Origin of the sequence: Natronohydrobacter thiooxidans (assembly GCF_001884735.1) — a bacterium.
In the GTDB taxonomy this organism is placed as follows: Bacteria; Pseudomonadota; Alphaproteobacteria; order Rhodobacterales; family Rhodobacteraceae; genus Roseinatronobacter; species Roseinatronobacter thiooxidans_A.
Genome location: NZ_MJAP01000002.1, coordinates 16650 through 32447 on the forward strand (window position 1 = coordinate 16650; position 15798 = coordinate 32447).

At 59.3% G+C, this 15798-nt stretch carries 15 protein-coding genes; 6 read left to right on the forward strand and 9 right to left on the reverse strand.

Annotated elements, in window-relative coordinates:
• Positions 1 to 68 precede the first annotated feature (68 nt).
• From BG457_RS01245 to BG457_RS01255, 3 genes are read right to left on the reverse strand one after another with little or no spacing between them, the layout of a single operon-like run.
• Entirely contained in the window at positions 69 to 590 is a 522-nt protein-coding gene (locus tag BG457_RS01245; protein ID WP_071795140.1) for a hypothetical protein, read from the reverse strand.
• Positions 587 to 1297, reverse strand: a complete 711-nt coding sequence (locus tag BG457_RS01250) for a P-loop NTPase family protein (RefSeq protein ID WP_071795141.1) — start codon at positions 1295 to 1297, stop codon at positions 587 to 589. The genes BG457_RS01245 and BG457_RS01250 overlap by 4 nt, the downstream gene beginning before the upstream one ends.
• The gene (locus BG457_RS01255) at positions 1294 to 1680 is read right to left on the reverse strand and encodes a hypothetical protein (protein WP_071795142.1); all 387 of its coding nucleotides are present in this window, start codon (positions 1678 to 1680) and stop codon (positions 1294 to 1296) included. Before BG457_RS01255 ends, BG457_RS01250 begins: the two co-directional genes overlap by 4 nt.
• Before the next feature lie 352 nt (positions 1681 to 2032).
• Between BG457_RS01255 and tnpA the strand changes: the two genes are divergently transcribed.
• From tnpA to BG457_RS01280, 5 genes are all read left to right on the forward strand, one after another.
• Complete coding sequence (tnpA, locus tag BG457_RS01260; RefSeq protein WP_071795143.1) at positions 2033 to 2401, forward strand: IS66-like element accessory protein TnpA; 369 nt, start codon at positions 2033 to 2035, stop codon at positions 2399 to 2401.
• Positions 2398 to 2745, forward strand: coding sequence for an IS66 family insertion sequence element accessory protein TnpB (gene tnpB, locus BG457_RS01265; protein ID WP_071795144.1), 348 nt, complete (start codon positions 2398 to 2400; stop codon positions 2743 to 2745). Before tnpA ends, tnpB begins: the two co-directional genes overlap by 4 nt.
• 62 nt (positions 2746 to 2807) lie before the next feature.
• Complete coding sequence (tnpC, locus tag BG457_RS01270; protein WP_071795145.1) at positions 2808 to 4433, forward strand: IS66 family transposase; 1626 nt, start codon at positions 2808 to 2810, stop codon at positions 4431 to 4433.
• Positions 4433 to 4729, forward strand: a complete 297-nt coding sequence (locus BG457_RS01275) for a hypothetical protein (protein ID WP_071795146.1) — start codon at positions 4433 to 4435, stop codon at positions 4727 to 4729. Before tnpC ends, BG457_RS01275 begins: the two co-directional genes overlap by 1 nt.
• Before the next feature lie 39 nt (positions 4730 to 4768).
• On the forward strand, positions 4769 to 5143 hold the full coding sequence (locus BG457_RS01280; protein WP_071795147.1) for a CopG family transcriptional regulator: 375 nt from the start codon (positions 4769 to 4771) through the stop codon (positions 5141 to 5143).
• On the opposite strand, the gene BG457_RS01285 is transcribed toward BG457_RS01280, so the two are convergent.
• The 6 genes from BG457_RS01285 to BG457_RS01310 all read right to left on the reverse strand — a co-directional run bounded on the left by BG457_RS01285 (position 5140) and on the right by BG457_RS01310 (position 13504).
• Positions 5140 to 8163 carry a type I restriction endonuclease subunit R gene (locus BG457_RS01285; RefSeq protein WP_071795148.1) on the reverse strand — a complete coding sequence of 1008 codons (3024 nt, stop codon included), beginning with the start codon at positions 8161 to 8163 and terminating at the stop codon, positions 5140 to 5142. The two genes, BG457_RS01280 and BG457_RS01285, sit on opposite strands and share 4 nt — an antisense overlap.
• Positions 8164 to 8179: 16 nt before the next feature.
• Complete coding sequence (locus tag BG457_RS01290) at positions 8180 to 8494, reverse strand: hypothetical protein (RefSeq protein WP_139257490.1); 315 nt, start codon at positions 8492 to 8494, stop codon at positions 8180 to 8182.
• 15 nt (positions 8495 to 8509) lie between these two features.
• Complete coding sequence (locus BG457_RS01295; RefSeq protein ID WP_071795150.1) at positions 8510 to 9817, reverse strand: restriction endonuclease subunit S; 1308 nt, start codon at positions 9815 to 9817, stop codon at positions 8510 to 8512.
• Complete coding sequence (locus BG457_RS01300) at positions 9814 to 12207, reverse strand: type I restriction-modification system subunit M (protein ID WP_071795151.1); 2394 nt, start codon at positions 12205 to 12207, stop codon at positions 9814 to 9816. The genes BG457_RS01295 and BG457_RS01300 overlap by 4 nt, the downstream gene beginning before the upstream one ends.
• 197 nt (positions 12208 to 12404) lie before the next feature.
• Positions 12405 to 13094 carry an RES family NAD+ phosphorylase gene (locus BG457_RS01305; RefSeq protein ID WP_217649476.1) on the reverse strand — a complete coding sequence of 230 codons (690 nt, stop codon included), beginning with the start codon at positions 13092 to 13094 and terminating at the stop codon, positions 12405 to 12407.
• Positions 13091 to 13504 carry an MbcA/ParS/Xre antitoxin family protein gene (locus BG457_RS01310; protein WP_071795153.1) on the reverse strand — a complete coding sequence of 138 codons (414 nt, stop codon included), beginning with the start codon at positions 13502 to 13504 and terminating at the stop codon, positions 13091 to 13093. Before BG457_RS01310 ends, BG457_RS01305 begins: the two co-directional genes overlap by 4 nt.
• 201 nt (positions 13505 to 13705) lie before the next feature.
• On the opposite strand from BG457_RS01310, the gene BG457_RS01315 reads away from it, so the two are divergent.
• Positions 13706 to 15763, forward strand: a complete 2058-nt coding sequence (locus BG457_RS01315; RefSeq protein WP_071795154.1) for a DUF262 domain-containing protein — start codon at positions 13706 to 13708, stop codon at positions 15761 to 15763.
• The last annotated feature ends 35 nt before the right edge of the window (positions 15764 to 15798 follow it).

The following is a 15798-nucleotide window of genomic DNA, read 5'->3' on the forward strand; positions in this document are numbered from 1 at the left end:
GGCACCTTCCCCCCTAACGCCCGCAGCTGATCCTGCCGACGCCATCGGGCGGAGAAGGAGATCAGCCCTCACAACCGTTGGACGATACACGCGATATCACCTTCGAACGTCGCGCCGGGAGGCTCCGCACAGAGGCCGCGCGCCTCGAGGACCAGATACATCCCCCAACCTGCTGCAGCTGCGAGACCGACAGCGAGCAGGGCACCGGCAATGGCTGCGACGATGAGCTCCCGCCGGGAGATGCGGTCCGCTGTCGTGATCGATTTCTGCATCGAGGCGTGGGCGATCTTGTCAGATGCCTCCTCAATGATCCGCGCAACCGCCTTCTGGGCCGCTGCGCTGGCGATCGGCCCCGCGCGGTCCGGGACAGCGCGCAATTCGTCAAGCACGCGCTGGACGTCTTTCACGGTGGCCGACCGGCCCGCCCTGATCGTTTGGTCGTAATGATCGAGCACCATGATCATCGGCCAAAGCTCGTCGCGGGGGGAAAGACCCAGCCCTGCCTTCACCCCCGTCAGTCGGGTGCGGTCTTGTTCCGTCGGCGCGCGGCGGTAAATCTGGGTGAACAGGTCCTCCGGAAGCACGGTCATTCAAGCAGCCCTGCGATCTTCATTTGCTCCGACCAGGACCGGACCGCCGCTTTCACGCGCATCTTCTGCACAAACGAAAGCTTGTCAGAAGACTGCGCGGTGATCAGGTTCCGTCCGTTGTTCTCAAGAATGTCATTCACACGGGGATCAAGCCGGATCATGTCGATAATGAGGGCCCCGCGTTCGTCGAGATCGGCTTTGACACGGCTTTTGTCAAACAAGTCAAAGTCGCGTTCTTCGCGCCAGTTGCGCACGATGATCCAGCGCGTGGCATCCGGTAGCGCGGCCAACTCATCACGGAGTGCCGCGAGCGGTGGCCGGGTCTGATCGATCACGAACACGATGGTCAGCTCGGCGTCCAGCTCCGCCAGAAGCAATTCGAGGCTCAACCCATCTTCCGAGGCGCCGTCCTGGGTCAGTTTAGCGGTGACGTCGGAGCCGCGCGCGGGCAGATCAATCAGGACATCTCCCGGGCTTTCCGCAATGACGTCAAAGAGCGCGTCGCGGCCGGCACGCGTCATGACGTTGATTTGGTGGACATCAAGTCCGCTTTCTTTGAACGCGGCGTGAAGGCCGGGATTTTTGTTGTCGCCATCTATCAGGGTGACACACTGTTTTGCCTGGAGCATCACGGCGGCCATCCGCTTTGCCACCTCGGTCTTGCCGATGCCGCCTTTATCGCCATGGATGAAAAAAATACGCTTCACAGTTCACCTCCTTGATCGCGAAAATCCGATGCGCGATCCTCTTTCAGTGCCTCTGTTTTCCCCTTCATAGCTGTGGTCTTTATCTTGGGGTCAGCTGGAGCGGTCCGGCGCGTCCATGTCCTGGTCGGCGCGATCCCGGCCTCGGTCCGGGCTTTCCGGACGTATGTTTTGAACGTGTTCATGTTGAGCTTCTCCAAGTCCGGAAGGGTCTTGTTTAGTTCCTCGCAGATCTCTTCCAGAGAGAAACCAGCCGTCATCTTTGCGTGGATGTCCTGGATCAGGTCGGCGACGAAATCCGAGGCGGTCAACTTCCTCTCGCGCCGCGTTGACATGGATTTGAGGGCCGTCCTCGCATTTTTCAGATGTTCCCGTTTGAGTGCCATGATGTTATCCTCGTGCTACATGACGAGTGTCTTTGATGACCCTGAAAAAACCAAAATAAATCTTCGCTTTCCTCTTTCCGAATAATGCTATCCCTAGCAGGGTATGGCGACGGTAAACCGTCCCCCCCTGATCCTGCAGCGGCGGCGACACTGAGGTGTCTTCTTCTCGCAGGATGGTGCAACTTGTCGGCGCCAGAGGCTTCTCCGCATGGCGTGTTGGGCAGTAGGGGAAGGCAGAAAGGCTCATGAAAAGTAACCGACCGGTTGTCACCGCCTGCCGCGAGGCGGGCTGATGGCCTAAGAGACGTGCATAGCGACGTCGTTAATGACGTCTCTTATGCGCGGAGGGGTCATGCGGGGCGAAATTCTGGGGGTCGAGCGGCGGCGGAATTGGGGCGATGACAAGAAGCTGGCGATCGTCAGTTCGGTCGGTGTGGGCGGCGCGTCGGTGACACAGGTTGCGCAGCGCCACGATGTGACCCGGCAGCAGATTTATGCCTGGCGTCATGAGCTAAAGCGCAAGGGCCTCTGGTCACCGGATGCTGGGGCGCTGTTTCTGCCGGTTGACGCGCCATCCATCTCGGATCTGCCCGCCATGACCAATCCTGCGCCTGCTGTCTGGATTGAGCTTCGTCTGACGAAGGGGCGCGTGCTGCGGTTCGAGAGTGACATTGACGAGAAGGCGCTGACGCGTCTGATCCGCGCGGTGGATGGCGCATGATCGGGCCGGGCACCGGTATTCGGGTCTATCTGGCTTGTGGCGCGACAGACATGCGCAAAGGGATCGCAGGCCTGGCGGCGTTGGCGCAGGACGTGTTGCGCCAGAAGCCAACGGGCGGCGCGGTGTTTGCGTTTCGGGGCCGCAAGGGTGACCGGTTGAAGCTCCTTTATTGGGATGGGCAGGGATTTTGCCTTTATTACAAGGTGCTCCAGCGCGGGCGCTTTCCCTGGCCCAACACTTCCTCCGGGGCTGCACGCCTGACCTCCGCGCAACTGGCCATGCTGTGGGAAGGTATCGACTGGCGCAGGCCGGATTGGGGCGCGCCACCGGCGCGCGTGGGGTGATTTATCTGTCTGCAATGCCTTGTTTTTATGGCATATCCTGCTGATTCATGGTAGTCAGCGGCATGTCGAATGATGCCGCAATCCTGCCCGAAGACCCTGCGCTTTTGAAGGCGATGATCGCTGCCTTGCAGGCGGAGAATGCGCGGATGTCGGCGACGATCCGTGCCCATGACCAGCTGATCCAGACCCTGCGGTTGCGCATCGCAAAACTGAAGAAGCAGGCTTTCGACAAGTCCTCGGAGAAGGTCGAGCGCGAGATCGAACAGCTCGAACTTGCACTGGAAGACCTGCTGATCGCAGCGGCTGAAAGCACCGCTGCGCCCGCAGACGATGATGCCGCAGATGACGCGTCTGCCGATGCCAACAAAGATGCCACTGAACGCAAACCCCGTCGGCGTCCCCGTGTGTCTAACACCACGCCACGCGAGCGCCGTGAGCATGACCCCGGATCGTGCTGCCCGGATTGCGGTGGCGATCTGCGTCTGGTGGGCGAGGATGTCAGCGAGATGCTGGATCTGGTGGCGGCGCAACTCAAGGTCTTGCAGATCGCGCGCCTGAAGAAATCCTGCCACCGCTGCGAGAAGATGGTGCAGGAACCAGCACCCAGCAGACCCATCCCCGGCAGCATGGCGAGCGCTGCGCTGCTGGCCTACATTCTGGTCTCGAAATACGATGACCACCTTCCCCTGTATCGCCTGGCTGAAATCTTCGCCCGCATGGGGGCCGACATTCCCGACAGCACGCTGGTCGACTGGTGCGGACGGGCGATGAAGGTGCTGCAACCGCTGATCGAGCGGATCGAGGCGGATGTCATGGCCAGTGATCTGCTGCATGCCGACGACACCCCGATCCGGGTTCTGGACAAATCCTTGCGCGACAGAGGGCTGGGCAAGGGCGTGAAGAAGGGCCGGATCTGGGCCTATATCCGCGACCAGCGGCCGTGGGCAGGCGCGTCGCCGCCCGGCGCGGTCTACACCTTTGCGCCGGACTGGAAAGAAGAACACGTTCATTGCCACCTGGCCAACACGCGCGGCATCCTGCAAGCCGATGCGTATAAAGGGTATGCCAAACTCTACGAGCCTGACCCTGACGGGACACCGCGCCTGCGCGAGGCGGCGTGTTGGGCGCATCTGCGGCGAGATTTCCATGACGGATGGAGCAAGACCAAATCCGCCATCGCCCGCGAGGCGCTGGACCGTATCGGCGCGCTTTATGACATCGAGCGCGAAATCACCGGTCACCCCGCCGATATCCGACTTGCTGCCCGCCAGAAACACAGCGCCTTGAGGGTCGACGCCTTCTTTGCCTGGGCTGAAAGCCAGCTGGCGCTGATCCCCGGCAAGGGCGATCTGGCCAAGGCCTTTCGCTACGGCCTCAGCCGACGCGCCGCATTCAGTTTGTTTCTCGAAGACGGCAGGGTAGCCATCGACAATAACCCTGCCGAACGCGCGCTCAGACCCATTGGAATCGGAAGAAAGAATTGGTTATTCGCGGGGGCTGACACTGGCGCCGAGACCCTCGCGCGGGCAATGACAGTGATCGAAACCGCCAAGATGAACGGCCTCGATCCACAGGCCTACCTGGCTGACATCCTGGCCCGCATACACGATCACAAGATCAATCGCCTCGACGAACTGCTCCCGTGGAATTGGTCGCCACTCGCCGTCCCAAACGCAGAGGCCGCTTGATGGCTGCCATCACCCACATCTACGCCCTCGAATACGCCGCCAAGATGATGGACGAAGACCTGGAGCTTCTCGAGGCCATCGTCTGGAACGATGACAACCTGACCTACGGATCAATCGTCACCGTCCATACCGGCCCGGACGAAGCCATTACCGCACTGAACGACGACGGCATCGAAGAACTGACCGACATGCTCAGGGATGCCCGTATTACAACCGAAAGCTGGCACGAATTCCTTGACGACTTCGTCCACGACGCAGAACTCGTCGCCCGCATCAAGGCCCAATCACCGCGGTAACAACCGACCGGTTACCATGAAAAAGCGGATCCTGTCCGGATGGGACGGAGGATCGCCAGCCGCAAGCGCGTCACCCGCTCGGCCGTGGTCGAGGCGGTGGTGGAGTCCTTCCTGTCGCCCGATCACGCCGACATGCAGGAAGCCGCCCTGACCCGCAGGCTCGACCGACTGTCGCGGCAGGTCGCCCGGCTGGAACGCGACCAGCGCATCACCACCGAGACATTGGCCCTCTTCGTGCGCTTCTGGCTCACAGGCACACCGCCGATCCCGCCCGAAGACCAGGCCAGCGCCCAGGCCAAGGGCCGCGAGCGGTTCGAGGGCTTCCTCGAGACGCTGGGGAAGCGCGTGCAGCAAGGGCGTAGCTTTGCGGATGAAATGGTGGATGACGATAACGGGAGAAACACCAAGAGCTAAACTCTTTCCATCAGAACCTTTTCAATGCTCTGACTCCATGCAGATTTGAAAGCGGGGTCGGACGCAAACAGCTTATACAGCTCCAACTCTTCTTTTCGGCGCTTCAGCATCACATCCTGCAGCATTTTTTCGAGGGCCAATCCTCGGTTGTAAGGGTCGGTATTTGCCTCATATTTCTCGGTATAGTCGGGGTGCGACCGGATACTGTTCACCACATTAATGAATTTCACCCGCTGTTCTTCGGGCGTTGCGCTCCAGCCTTGAAACCATCGCTCATTGAAGCTGCGGATAATCTCGTCTAGCGGGTCCTTTACTGGGTCGCCGTCACGGTATCCGCGAGGGTTCGGGTTTTGAGGATCAAGCTCAGACCCTGAGGCGTCAAGACCAATAGTATGGTTCAGTTTCGTCCGCTCGAGACCGTACGATGAAAGATCGACTGCTTCCAGTAATTCGTCTAGCATGTCCTGGTCGGGGTCTTTGATTTGTAGCTTGGGAACCAGAAATTTCAGGAACCAGAAAAGCTTTTCCCAATCGACAACTTCGAAGGGCATGATTGCCGCCATCTGCCCATAAATCTTGACGAACTGCCGCGCCTTGATCTTAAGGTCGATCTTGTCCTTGTCAGTGAGCTCTAGCTGATTGTTGAAACGGTCTGCGGCCATGTCGATGACGGGGCTCAGCGCCTGAGCATCTTCGCCCGCGAAATAACGAGCGACGAACTCTTCGACTTCTTGCCATTCGTATACACCGACCTGATCAAGCGATTCCTTCAGCTCGTGCAGCACATTGACATCCGTTGCTGAGGAAAGGGTTGTGACGGTGTAGAATGGATCAAAGGCTGCCTTGATGTCTTCCACGTCATTGAAGAAATCCAGGATGAACAAATCTTCGGTTCGCTTCCCTAGCTTGTTCGCCGATCGGTTCAGACGCGACAATGCTTGCACCGCAAGCACGTGCTGTAGCTTCTTGTCTACATACATTGTGGTCAGCTTAGGCTGGTCGAACCCAGTCAGATACTTGTTTGCGACGACCAGCAGCCGGTAATCATCGTCTTCAAATCGATCTCGCGTGTCCGCTTCCGCGAACCCGTTTATCTCGGCCTCGGTGTAGGTAACGCCGTCCACGGTCTTCTCGCCCGAAAATGCGATCAGCGCCTTGAACGGGTTTCCTCGCTCCGCCAGCAGCTTGGTCACCGCCCTGTAATAGCGAATGGCTGACTCGATGTTCTGCGTAACGATCATACCCTTCGCCTTGCCGCGCAGCTTTTTGGGCGTCACCACCTGTTCGACAAAATGGTCGAGCATGATCTCGGCTTTGGTGTTGATCGTCTGCTGGCTGCGCTCGACATAGGCGCGCAGCTTCTTCTGGGCCTTCTTCGTGTCGAACAGGGGGTTATCGGCAATGGACTTCTGGATTTCGTAATAGCTTTTGTAGGTCGTGTAATTTGCCAACATGTTGAGGATGAAACCCTCCTCGATGGCCTGCTTCATGCTGTAGAGGTGGAAGGGCTTGAAGCTGCCATCGGCCTGGCGCTCGCCGAACTTCTCCAGCGTCGTGTTCTTGGGCGTGGCGGTGAAGGCGAAATATGACGCGTTGCCACGCATTTTGCGCGCCTGCATCGCGGCAAGGATCCGGTCTTGCGGGTCATCCTCGTCCGGGTCCTGACCGCCAGCACCCATGGCCTGGTTCATCTTGTCATGGGCAAGGCCGCTCTGGCCGCTATGCGCCTCGTCTATGATGACCGCGAACCGCTTGTCGCTCAGGTCGGCAATCCCGTCGATGATGAAGGGGAACTTCTGGATCGTGGTGATGATGATCTTCTTGCCGTTTTCCAGCGCCGATTTCAGATCAGCCGACCGCATGGCCGGGGCGACGATGTTCTTGACCTCGGAGAAGTCCTTGATGTTCTCGCGCAGCTGCTTGTCCAGAAGCCGTCGGTCGGTCACCACGATCACGCTGTCGAACAGCGGCTGGTCCAGCCCCTTGGCGCCCGGAATGCCTGCCTTGGCCGGATACGTCTCGATCAGCTGATAGGCTGTCCAAGTGATCGAGTTCGACTTGCCCGAACCCGCCGAGTGCTGGATCAGGTAACTGTGCCCCACGCCGGTCGTGGCCGCATGGGTCAACAATCGACGCACCACCTCCAACTGGTGATAGCGCGGGAAGATGAGGGTTTTCTTGGCGAGCGGGTCGGTCGCCTTGCCCTCGAGTAGCACGAAATGCTGGATGATGCCCGCAAGGCCCTCCTTCGTGAAAACCTCTTCCCACAAATACGCGGTCTTGTGGCCGTTCGGGTTGGGCGGGTTGCCTTCGCCCTCGTTATGGCCCTTGTTGAAAGGCAGGAAGAAGGTCGCGGGCCCGGCCAGTTTCGTGGTCATGAACACTTCGTCAGTGTCCACGGCCATGTGCACCAGCGCGCGGCCGAATTGCAGCAGGGGCTGGGTGGCGTCGCGGCCAGTGCGATACTGCTTCTGCCCGTGATAGCGGGCGGTCTGGCCGGTCCAGGCGTTCTTCAGCTCGATGGTGATCAGCGGCAGCCCGTTGACGAAAAGGACCATGTCGATCTCTTCGCCCGGGTTGGTCTGCGAATAGCGCACCTGCCGGGTCACGCTTAAGATATTGGCGGCGAAGTTTTCGTGAACTTTGGCCGCGGAGCTCGCCAGCGGCGCAGGGTACATCAGCGCGAAGAAGGCATCGTCGACGTTCAGCCCCTTCTTCAGCAAGTGCAGCACGCCGTTCTTCTTGATCAGCCGGTCAAAGCGTTCAAGGATCTTGCGCTGCCAGTCGCCGGGATTGCGGGCCTTCAACTTGGCCAGCTCTTTCCCTTGGGTGGTTTCCAGAAACTCCCAGAACAGCCGGGTGTCGAGCGCGTATTCGGCGTCGAAGTCGGAGGGCAGGCCGACGCGGAACGGGCCATGGCCTTCGGGGGCGGGCTGGCCAGCCAGCTCCTCGGTCGTCAGGCCCGTCAGGCGCCGCTGGATCGCCTGTTCCAGAGCCACTTCCTTGGTGTTGCTGACCATGATCCCCCCTTGCTACTCACTCTCCATATGCATTCGAATGCGACCTCGGCTTGCCACCCTTGGGTTTGTAGGAGACGCTAAACCGATGGATGTCGGGCTGGATCGAAAATGGCTTTGACTTGTCGTACCATTTGAATTCGAACTCCACCCTGTCACCGTTTTCAAATTCCAAGTCATAGACAAAGTGCTGCCCCATCGCGCCATAGGGCTTCTCTCCACCCTGCATTCCTGAAGATTGGCAAAGCTCTAGTGAGCCAGAATAATTCTTATTTGCACAGTCTGCTTCGATTTGACGAACAAGATCATCATACAGTTTCTCGGCGGGGTTCATGTTTTCAAACTCCTACTAGCTTACCTTGATCTTGCCCGTGACCGCCGCGTTGATCAGGCTGGTCTTGTATTCCTTGAGTGCGGCGATCTGCTCTTCCTTGAGGCGTATAGCGGAATCCACTTTCCCCGCTTCACGAGCGATATGCTCAACAAGCGAAGGCTGCTCACTCTTCGGCGGCAAAATGATTTTCAATGACCTAACCCGTCCGACACTAAGCTGAGGCAGAGCCGCACCTCGCAGAGTTGGGCCATACTGAGCTGCCAAGTAGTCTGAAGATAGGGACCAGTATAAGAATTCTGGATCTACTCGTTTTTTCGGATTGATAACACAAAGGGAGTCTAGAATTCCCAATCTCACCCCAGATGGAAGAATTCTTACTGCCCCAATGGTTCCCTTGCGGGAGAACACGAGTGATCCTTGAGAAAAATGGCAGCGCGCTTCTTGTTCTTCAACCGTCTTTGTGGACACTCGACGCGGAGTATCAATTTCTATCGTGCCGTCGGGGCGGAACTCCTGCGTTGAGATGAACGGGAAACCGTCCTCTACGTACTCTGGGTTTCGGTGGCTAGGATTTGGGTCGATTACGTCTCCAACAGCCATTATCGGAACAACCACCCAATGCGCGGGGATTTGGCCGATCCAGTCGATGCCGCTGTCCTTCATGGGGGCGGCGGGGTTCAGGCCGCGGGTGACGGCCTGCTGGATCAGGATCTGCCGCCGCTCGCGCAGAAGCGCGATCTGCTCTTCCTTGATCCGCACCGCCTCGTCCACCTTGGCGCATTTCTCATCCAGAAACGCCGCGATGGCGCGTTGTTCCTCGGGCGAGGGGATGGGCAGGCGCAGGTATTTGAAGTCGTCGTAGGAGAGGTTCTGCCGAAGCCCCGAGCCGAGCGCGTAGAATACTTTCTTCACGTCGTAGGAATGCAGCAGATAGTGCAGGAAAACTGGGTCAATTTCGGCTTTGGGCCGCAGATTGATGTATGCCGACGTGATGATGCCCGTATCCCGCGCCAAACCCGTGCGCAGGCTCGTCATATCATTCTGCAGGTCGGTGCCGCGAATGATGATGTCGCCGGGTTGGACTATCTGATAGGTCTCGAAGCTTTCCGGAACCAGACCGGTCAGCTTGTCCTCGTCCTTTACGATCACACGGCCATAGCTGAGAGAAAGCACGGTGCTTTCCTTCATACCGGTGTTCTTGTCTTTGTTTTCATACAGGCACTGACGGCCCGGCTCGACGTGCCAGCCGGCGGGGACTTCGCCGATCCACTCGACGCCGCTGTCCTTGTAGCTGTCATATTTCGGATAAGCTGCGGTGTTCATTCCGCGGGCTCCAGCTTCGTGGCCACCTTCACCCCCAGAATATCCGCGATCAGCCCATCGGCCTTTTCCTCCAATGCCAGAATGTACTGCGTCACCTCTTCCAGCGCGCGCAGCGGCTTGTGGCGGTAGAAATACTTGTTGAAGCTGATCTCGTAGCCAATCTTGACCGTGTCGAGGTTGATCCAGGCCTCGGACACATGCGGTTTTACCTCGGCCTTGAAATAGCGGTGGATGCTGTCCTTCAGCGGCACCGCCTCGCTGTCGCGCAGGTCGGTGCTGGCCTCATAGGTCAGCCAGCTGCCATCAGGCTGCGCATAGAGGCCGAAGTCGCCCAGTTCGTCGATGTGGCAGCCCAGCCGCGCCGCGACCTCCTCCAGTTCGGACCGGGTGAAGGTCAGGATCTTGCCGATGACCTTCTCGGCGTCGTCGTCATACCAGCTGACCGCGTTCAGGATCGCGTTCTTCTCGGTCGCGGTCAGCTTGATCTTGCGGGCCTTCAGCACCTTGGCCACCCGGTCGCGGAAGGCGTTGAAATCCGCCGTTTCCTCGGTGCCGACGGCCTGCATCAGCTGATGGCCGACCCCGATCAGATCGCGCTGGCGCAACCAGAGAGCACTGTCGACCAGTTTGGCGCGCTGCTTGGCGTTCAGCGCGATCTCCTGCTCCTCGCACCAGGCCTGGATCGCCTTGGCCTCGGTTTTCAGGAAGCCGGACTCGTAGACCTTGTCGCCATGCTCGGCCCACAGATGCTCCATCGGCTCGCGCAGGGACTTGTCGAAGCGCAGGGGTTTCAGCCTCTCCGCGCTGAACTGTGCGCGGCGGCGGTCCGGGCGCTCGATGGTGACCTTGTGATAGCCGAAATCGGTGTTGTCGAATATCTGCACCGCGACGCCGGTGGGATCGCCGTTGGCGTCCAGCTGGCGCTCGATGGGCTGGAAAGCGAGATAGGCGGCGGTGATCTGGTCGATATGTTCGGGCGCGAACTCGCAGTTCTTGTCGCCAAGGTTCTTGCGCAGCTTGCGGAACATCAGGTTGGCGTCGATCAGCTGCACCTTGCGCCGCCGCACCTCGGGCTTGGCGTTGGTCAGCAGCCAGATATAGGTGGTGATGCCGGTGTTGTAGAACAGGTTGTTCGGCAGCTGGATGATGGTGTCCAGCATGTCGTTTTCGATGATGAAGCGGCGGATGTTGGATTCGCCGCTGCCCGCATCGCCGGTGAACAGGCTGGAGCCATTGTGGACGGACGCGATGCGCGCCCCGATGGCGCTGTTGGCGATGGGCTTCATCTTGCCCACCATTTCCATCAGAAACAGAAGCTGGCCGTCGCTGGAACGGGGGGTGGCATCGACGGTTTCCACCTTGCCCCAGTAATTTGCCAGATCGACCTGAAAGCGCGGGTCGATGACGTCCTTGCCATTCTTGATGTGCTTGAGCTCGCTGCTCCAGCTTTTGCCATAGGGCGGGTTCGACAGCATGAAATCGAAGCGATGGCCAGAGAATTCATCGGTCGACAGGGTCGAGCCGACCTTGATGTTCTCGGGATTGTTGCCCTTGATCATCATGTCGGATTTGCAGATGGCGTAGGTCTCGTCGTTGATTTCCTTGCCGTAGAGATAAACATCGCCCTTGGCTGCGATGGGGCCTTCGGGTTCCTTGATATAATTCTGCGCCTCAGTCAGCATGCCGCCGCTGCCACAGGCCGGGTCGTAGATCGTCATCACCGGTGGCAACTGGCCGCTGATGGGGTCGAAGATGAGGTGGGTCATCAGGTGGATCACCTCACGCGGGGTGAAGTGTTCCCCGGCTTCCTCGTTGTTCTCTTCGTTGAACTTGCGGATCAGCTCCTCGAAGACATAGCCCATGCCGAGGTTGGACAGGCCCGGCATCATGTTGCCGTCGGGGTCTTCGGCGTCATGAGGCGTCAGGTTGATGTTGGGCGAGATGAATTTTTCGAGGACGTCGAGCAGGACATGCTTGTTCGCCATGTGCCGCATCTGCTCGAGCAGCTTGAATCGGGCGATGATCTCTTTGACGTTGTCGCTGAAGCCGCCGAGATATTCCTCGACGTTGGCAAGCAGTATCTGCTCGTTGTTGGTCGCGGTCGCGTAGAGCTGCTTTAGCGTCCACTTGCTGGTGTTGTAGAACACATAGCCGGCAGCCGCGGTTAGAGGGGCATCGTCCAGTTCCGTGGCTTTCATCTCCTCGCGCTGGAACCGGACCTCTTCCAGCACAGCCGCCTTTGTCGGCTCAAGAAGCGTGTCCAGACGGCGCAGAACGACCATCGGCAGGATCACGTCCCGATATTTGCCGCGCACATAGACGTCGCGAAGGCAGTCGTCTGCAATGGACCAGATGAAGGAGATGAGCTTGTTGTGGGCGGCTTGGTTCATGGTTCTACACTGCTGTCCTTACCTTAGCGCCGGAACGGTCAGTGTCGGAAATATCTTCAGAAATCCGAGCCCTTGCGGCACATATCTAATCGGGACCCTAATTCGCATCGGATTGACCTGCAACGAGCCATCGGCATTACGCGGATGCAAATCTTCTCTCAGTTGAGAGCCCAGCGATTTGATAGGTTCGAGCGGCGTCACGTCACCTCCCACACTTCGCCTGTTTCCAGCCGTTTGATGAAGTCCACCGCCTCGCCGTCCCAGTGATACGCGAGATGTCCGCCCTGCACCGGAATCGGGATCACATCGGGCCAGAACACCGCGATGCAATGCCCGCCCGGATAGCGAACGCTGGGCCAGGTGATGCCGTTTGACCCGGCGGCGCGGCGCGCGGCGCCGAAGCGCTGCGAGGGGCGATAGTCGTCAGGGTCGAGCAGATCGGCGCGGCCTGTGGCGTCATCGAGATCGGTATCTATGGCGCCGATCAACTCGCGGAATTGCGCGGTCCAGCCGGGGGGCTCTTCGGTCGCGCGCATGAAGCGGGTGTGGTGGTGGATGGTCTCGGCAATCGCCACTTCGGTGCGGTCGCCAGCATAGTAGAGGCCGAAACGGCCATCCGAGAAGCGCCCCGGTCGCAGGGGCGAGCAATGGACGAAGGGCGCCATGACCCAGCTTGCGCCGGGGCCTGTCACGCGGCGCGCGACCGGCACTTTCGAGAGAGTGCCGATACTGTCGCGGATGCGCGGGTTGAATTTGGCTTCGGCAGAGGCCAGTGCCTCCCAGTCGGCGGGATCGGCGATATCCTCGAAGAGGTCGATGGGCGGATGGATCGAGCGGATGATGCGGGAGGTGCGGGGCCATGTGATGCGGCGGAGGGGTGGAGTCACCACGCCCCCCGCTCGGCATCGAGATAGGCGCGCAGCTCGATCAGATCGGTGATCTCGCCGCGCAGCATGATGTCGAGCGCGCTGCGCCCCCCGAAAGCCGCGCTGGGCTTGCGGATCCAGCCGTAGCCGCGTGCGGGGTCGGTGAAGAGGTAGCGCAGCGCCTTGTGGATACCCATCAGGATCGCCATGCGCGCGCGCAGGTCGCGGTCGATGCGCCCGATATCGCCCGCTTTCCAGCGCGCCCATGTGCGCGGGGCCATGTCGCCCAGAAGGGTGCGCGCCTCTGCATCACTCAGGCCCCAGAGGCGGAACAGGTTGACCGTGGCCCGCGCCAGCGCTGCGGCCTCCTCGTCGGTGATGACAGGCAGGTCAGGACGTGCGGCGACTGGCTGAACCGTAGCGAACTGCATGATGCTCTCCTTTGGCTTTAAAGTATAGATTAATTGCCAAATGGCAATAGCTGGACAGCTGTTATCTCGGCTAGTTCGTTTGAAACCCACCCAAAGCCCCTCACTGCCGCCGTGTCCTACAGGATGACGATGGTGCGGGCGCGTGACTCTGGGGCGTCACCCGGATAGGAAATTAACAAACAGTTAAATCTGGGGCATTTCATGAAGGCAGCAGAGACCAAGGTTGATCGGTTCCTCGGCAGCAACGAGACCGCGTTCGCCATTCCAGTCTACCAGCGCAATTACGACTGGGCGAAGACGCAATGCGCGCAGCTCTTCAAGGACATTCTGGCTGTCGGCGCGGACGATGACCAGCCAGGGCATTTCATTGGCAGCATCGTCTATATCCATGATGATGTGCATGCGGTCGCAGCGCTGCAGGAATTCACAATCATCGATGGACAACAGCGCCTGACCACGCTGACCCTGATCTATATCGCGATCTACCGGCATTTCCTGGCCGCAGGCGAAGAGCGCGAAGCCCAGCGCATCTACAAGACCTATCTGATCAATGAATTTGCCGAAGATGCCGAGAAGCTGAAGCTCAAACCCACCGACAACAACAAGGCCGCACTGACGCAGATGATGGACCCACAGGAGGCGGTCAAGGTCAGCGGTTATTCGCGGCTGATCGAGAATTTCCGTTTCTTCCAGAGCCGGATCGATGCGTCCAATGTGGCGACCGTGCTGAAGGGGCTGTCGAAGCTGATCTTTGTCAACATCGCGCTCGACCGCCAGAAGGACAATCCGCAGCGCATCTTCGAGAGCCTGAACTCGACGGGGCTGGAGCTTTCGCAGGCAGACCTGATCCGCAACTACATCCTGATGGGCTTGCCGCGCAAGGAACAGGAGCAGGTGTTTCGCAAGTACTGGGAGCCGATCGAACGCAACGCCCGCAATCTCGAAGTGAATGAAAGTCGTGTGTCGGATTTCATCAGGGATTACCTGACGCTGAAGCAAAAGGACATTCCCAACAAGGGCGCGGTCTATGCCAAGTTCAAGGAGCGATTTCCGGTGCCCAGCTCGCCCGAGCTGATGGAGGCGCTGGTTGAGATCCGCGAGTTGTCGAATGTCTATGCGCGCCTGCTGAACCCTGACATGGAAACCGACGCCGTGATCGCGCGCGAGCTGGGCTATATCCGCACGCTCGAGATTAATGTGTCCTACCCGTTCCTGATGCCGGTCTACCGGGATTTTCAGTCGGGGGTGATCTCGCGCGATGATTTCGCGGCCGTGCTGCGCCTGGTGCAAAGCTATGTCTGGCGTCGCGCCATTCTGGGCCTGCCGACCAATGCGCTGAACAAGATCTTCATGGGGCTCTATGACCGGGTCGACCCGGAGGAATATCTGGTCTCGAACCAGCGCGCGCTGATGCAGCGCGGTGGCACGCAGCGCTTCCCGCGCGATGCCGAGGTGCTGGCTGTCCTGAAAGAGAAGGACTTGTACAGCATGAAAGGGCGCACGCGCACCTATTTCTTCGACCGGCTGGAGAACCACAACAATCGCGAGATCGTCGATGTGACCGTGCCCGGCATCACCATCGAGCATATCTTCCCGCAGAACCCTGATCTGGAATGGCGCAACACGGTCGATGAGGATGACTATGCCGCCATGGGTGAGCAGTATCTGAACACGATCGGCAATCTGACGCTGTCGGGCAATAACGGCCGCCTTGGCAATAAGACCTTTGCCGAGAAGCGCGACATGAACGAGGGCGGCGGAGAGCAGGGCTACCGTTTCAGCCGCCTCTGGCTCAACCGCGATTTGCAGACCCTTGATCACTGGAACGTGGAACAGATCGAAGCGCGGGCCGAGCGCATCGCCCAGCGCTTTCTGGAAGTCTGGCCTGCGCCCAGCGTGGATGTACTGGTTGGCCCGGATGCGGAAGAGGTCAACATTTTCGAGGCGGAAGAGCCGAAGTTCAAGAAGCTGGAATATGCGGTATTCCTTGGCAACCGCCTCTGGGTCACACAGGTCAGCCGTCTCTATGTCGAGGTCATCCAGCATCTGCTTTCGGAACAGCCCGACGCGTTCCATGGCACGAAACTCGGTGATCGCATCCAGTTGACCGCTGATGCCGGCAGCCTGCGGCAGTCGGTGCAGGTGGGCGAGGGGTATTTTGTCGAAGGCAACGTTGATTCCACAACTAAGTTCGAGAGGATGAAATTCATCCTGACCGAGCTCGGGCTCGAGGATGAGCTGTTCATCAAATTCGCGTAGCGGCTTGGCGGGCGCCTATGGGCCGCGCCTGGCGC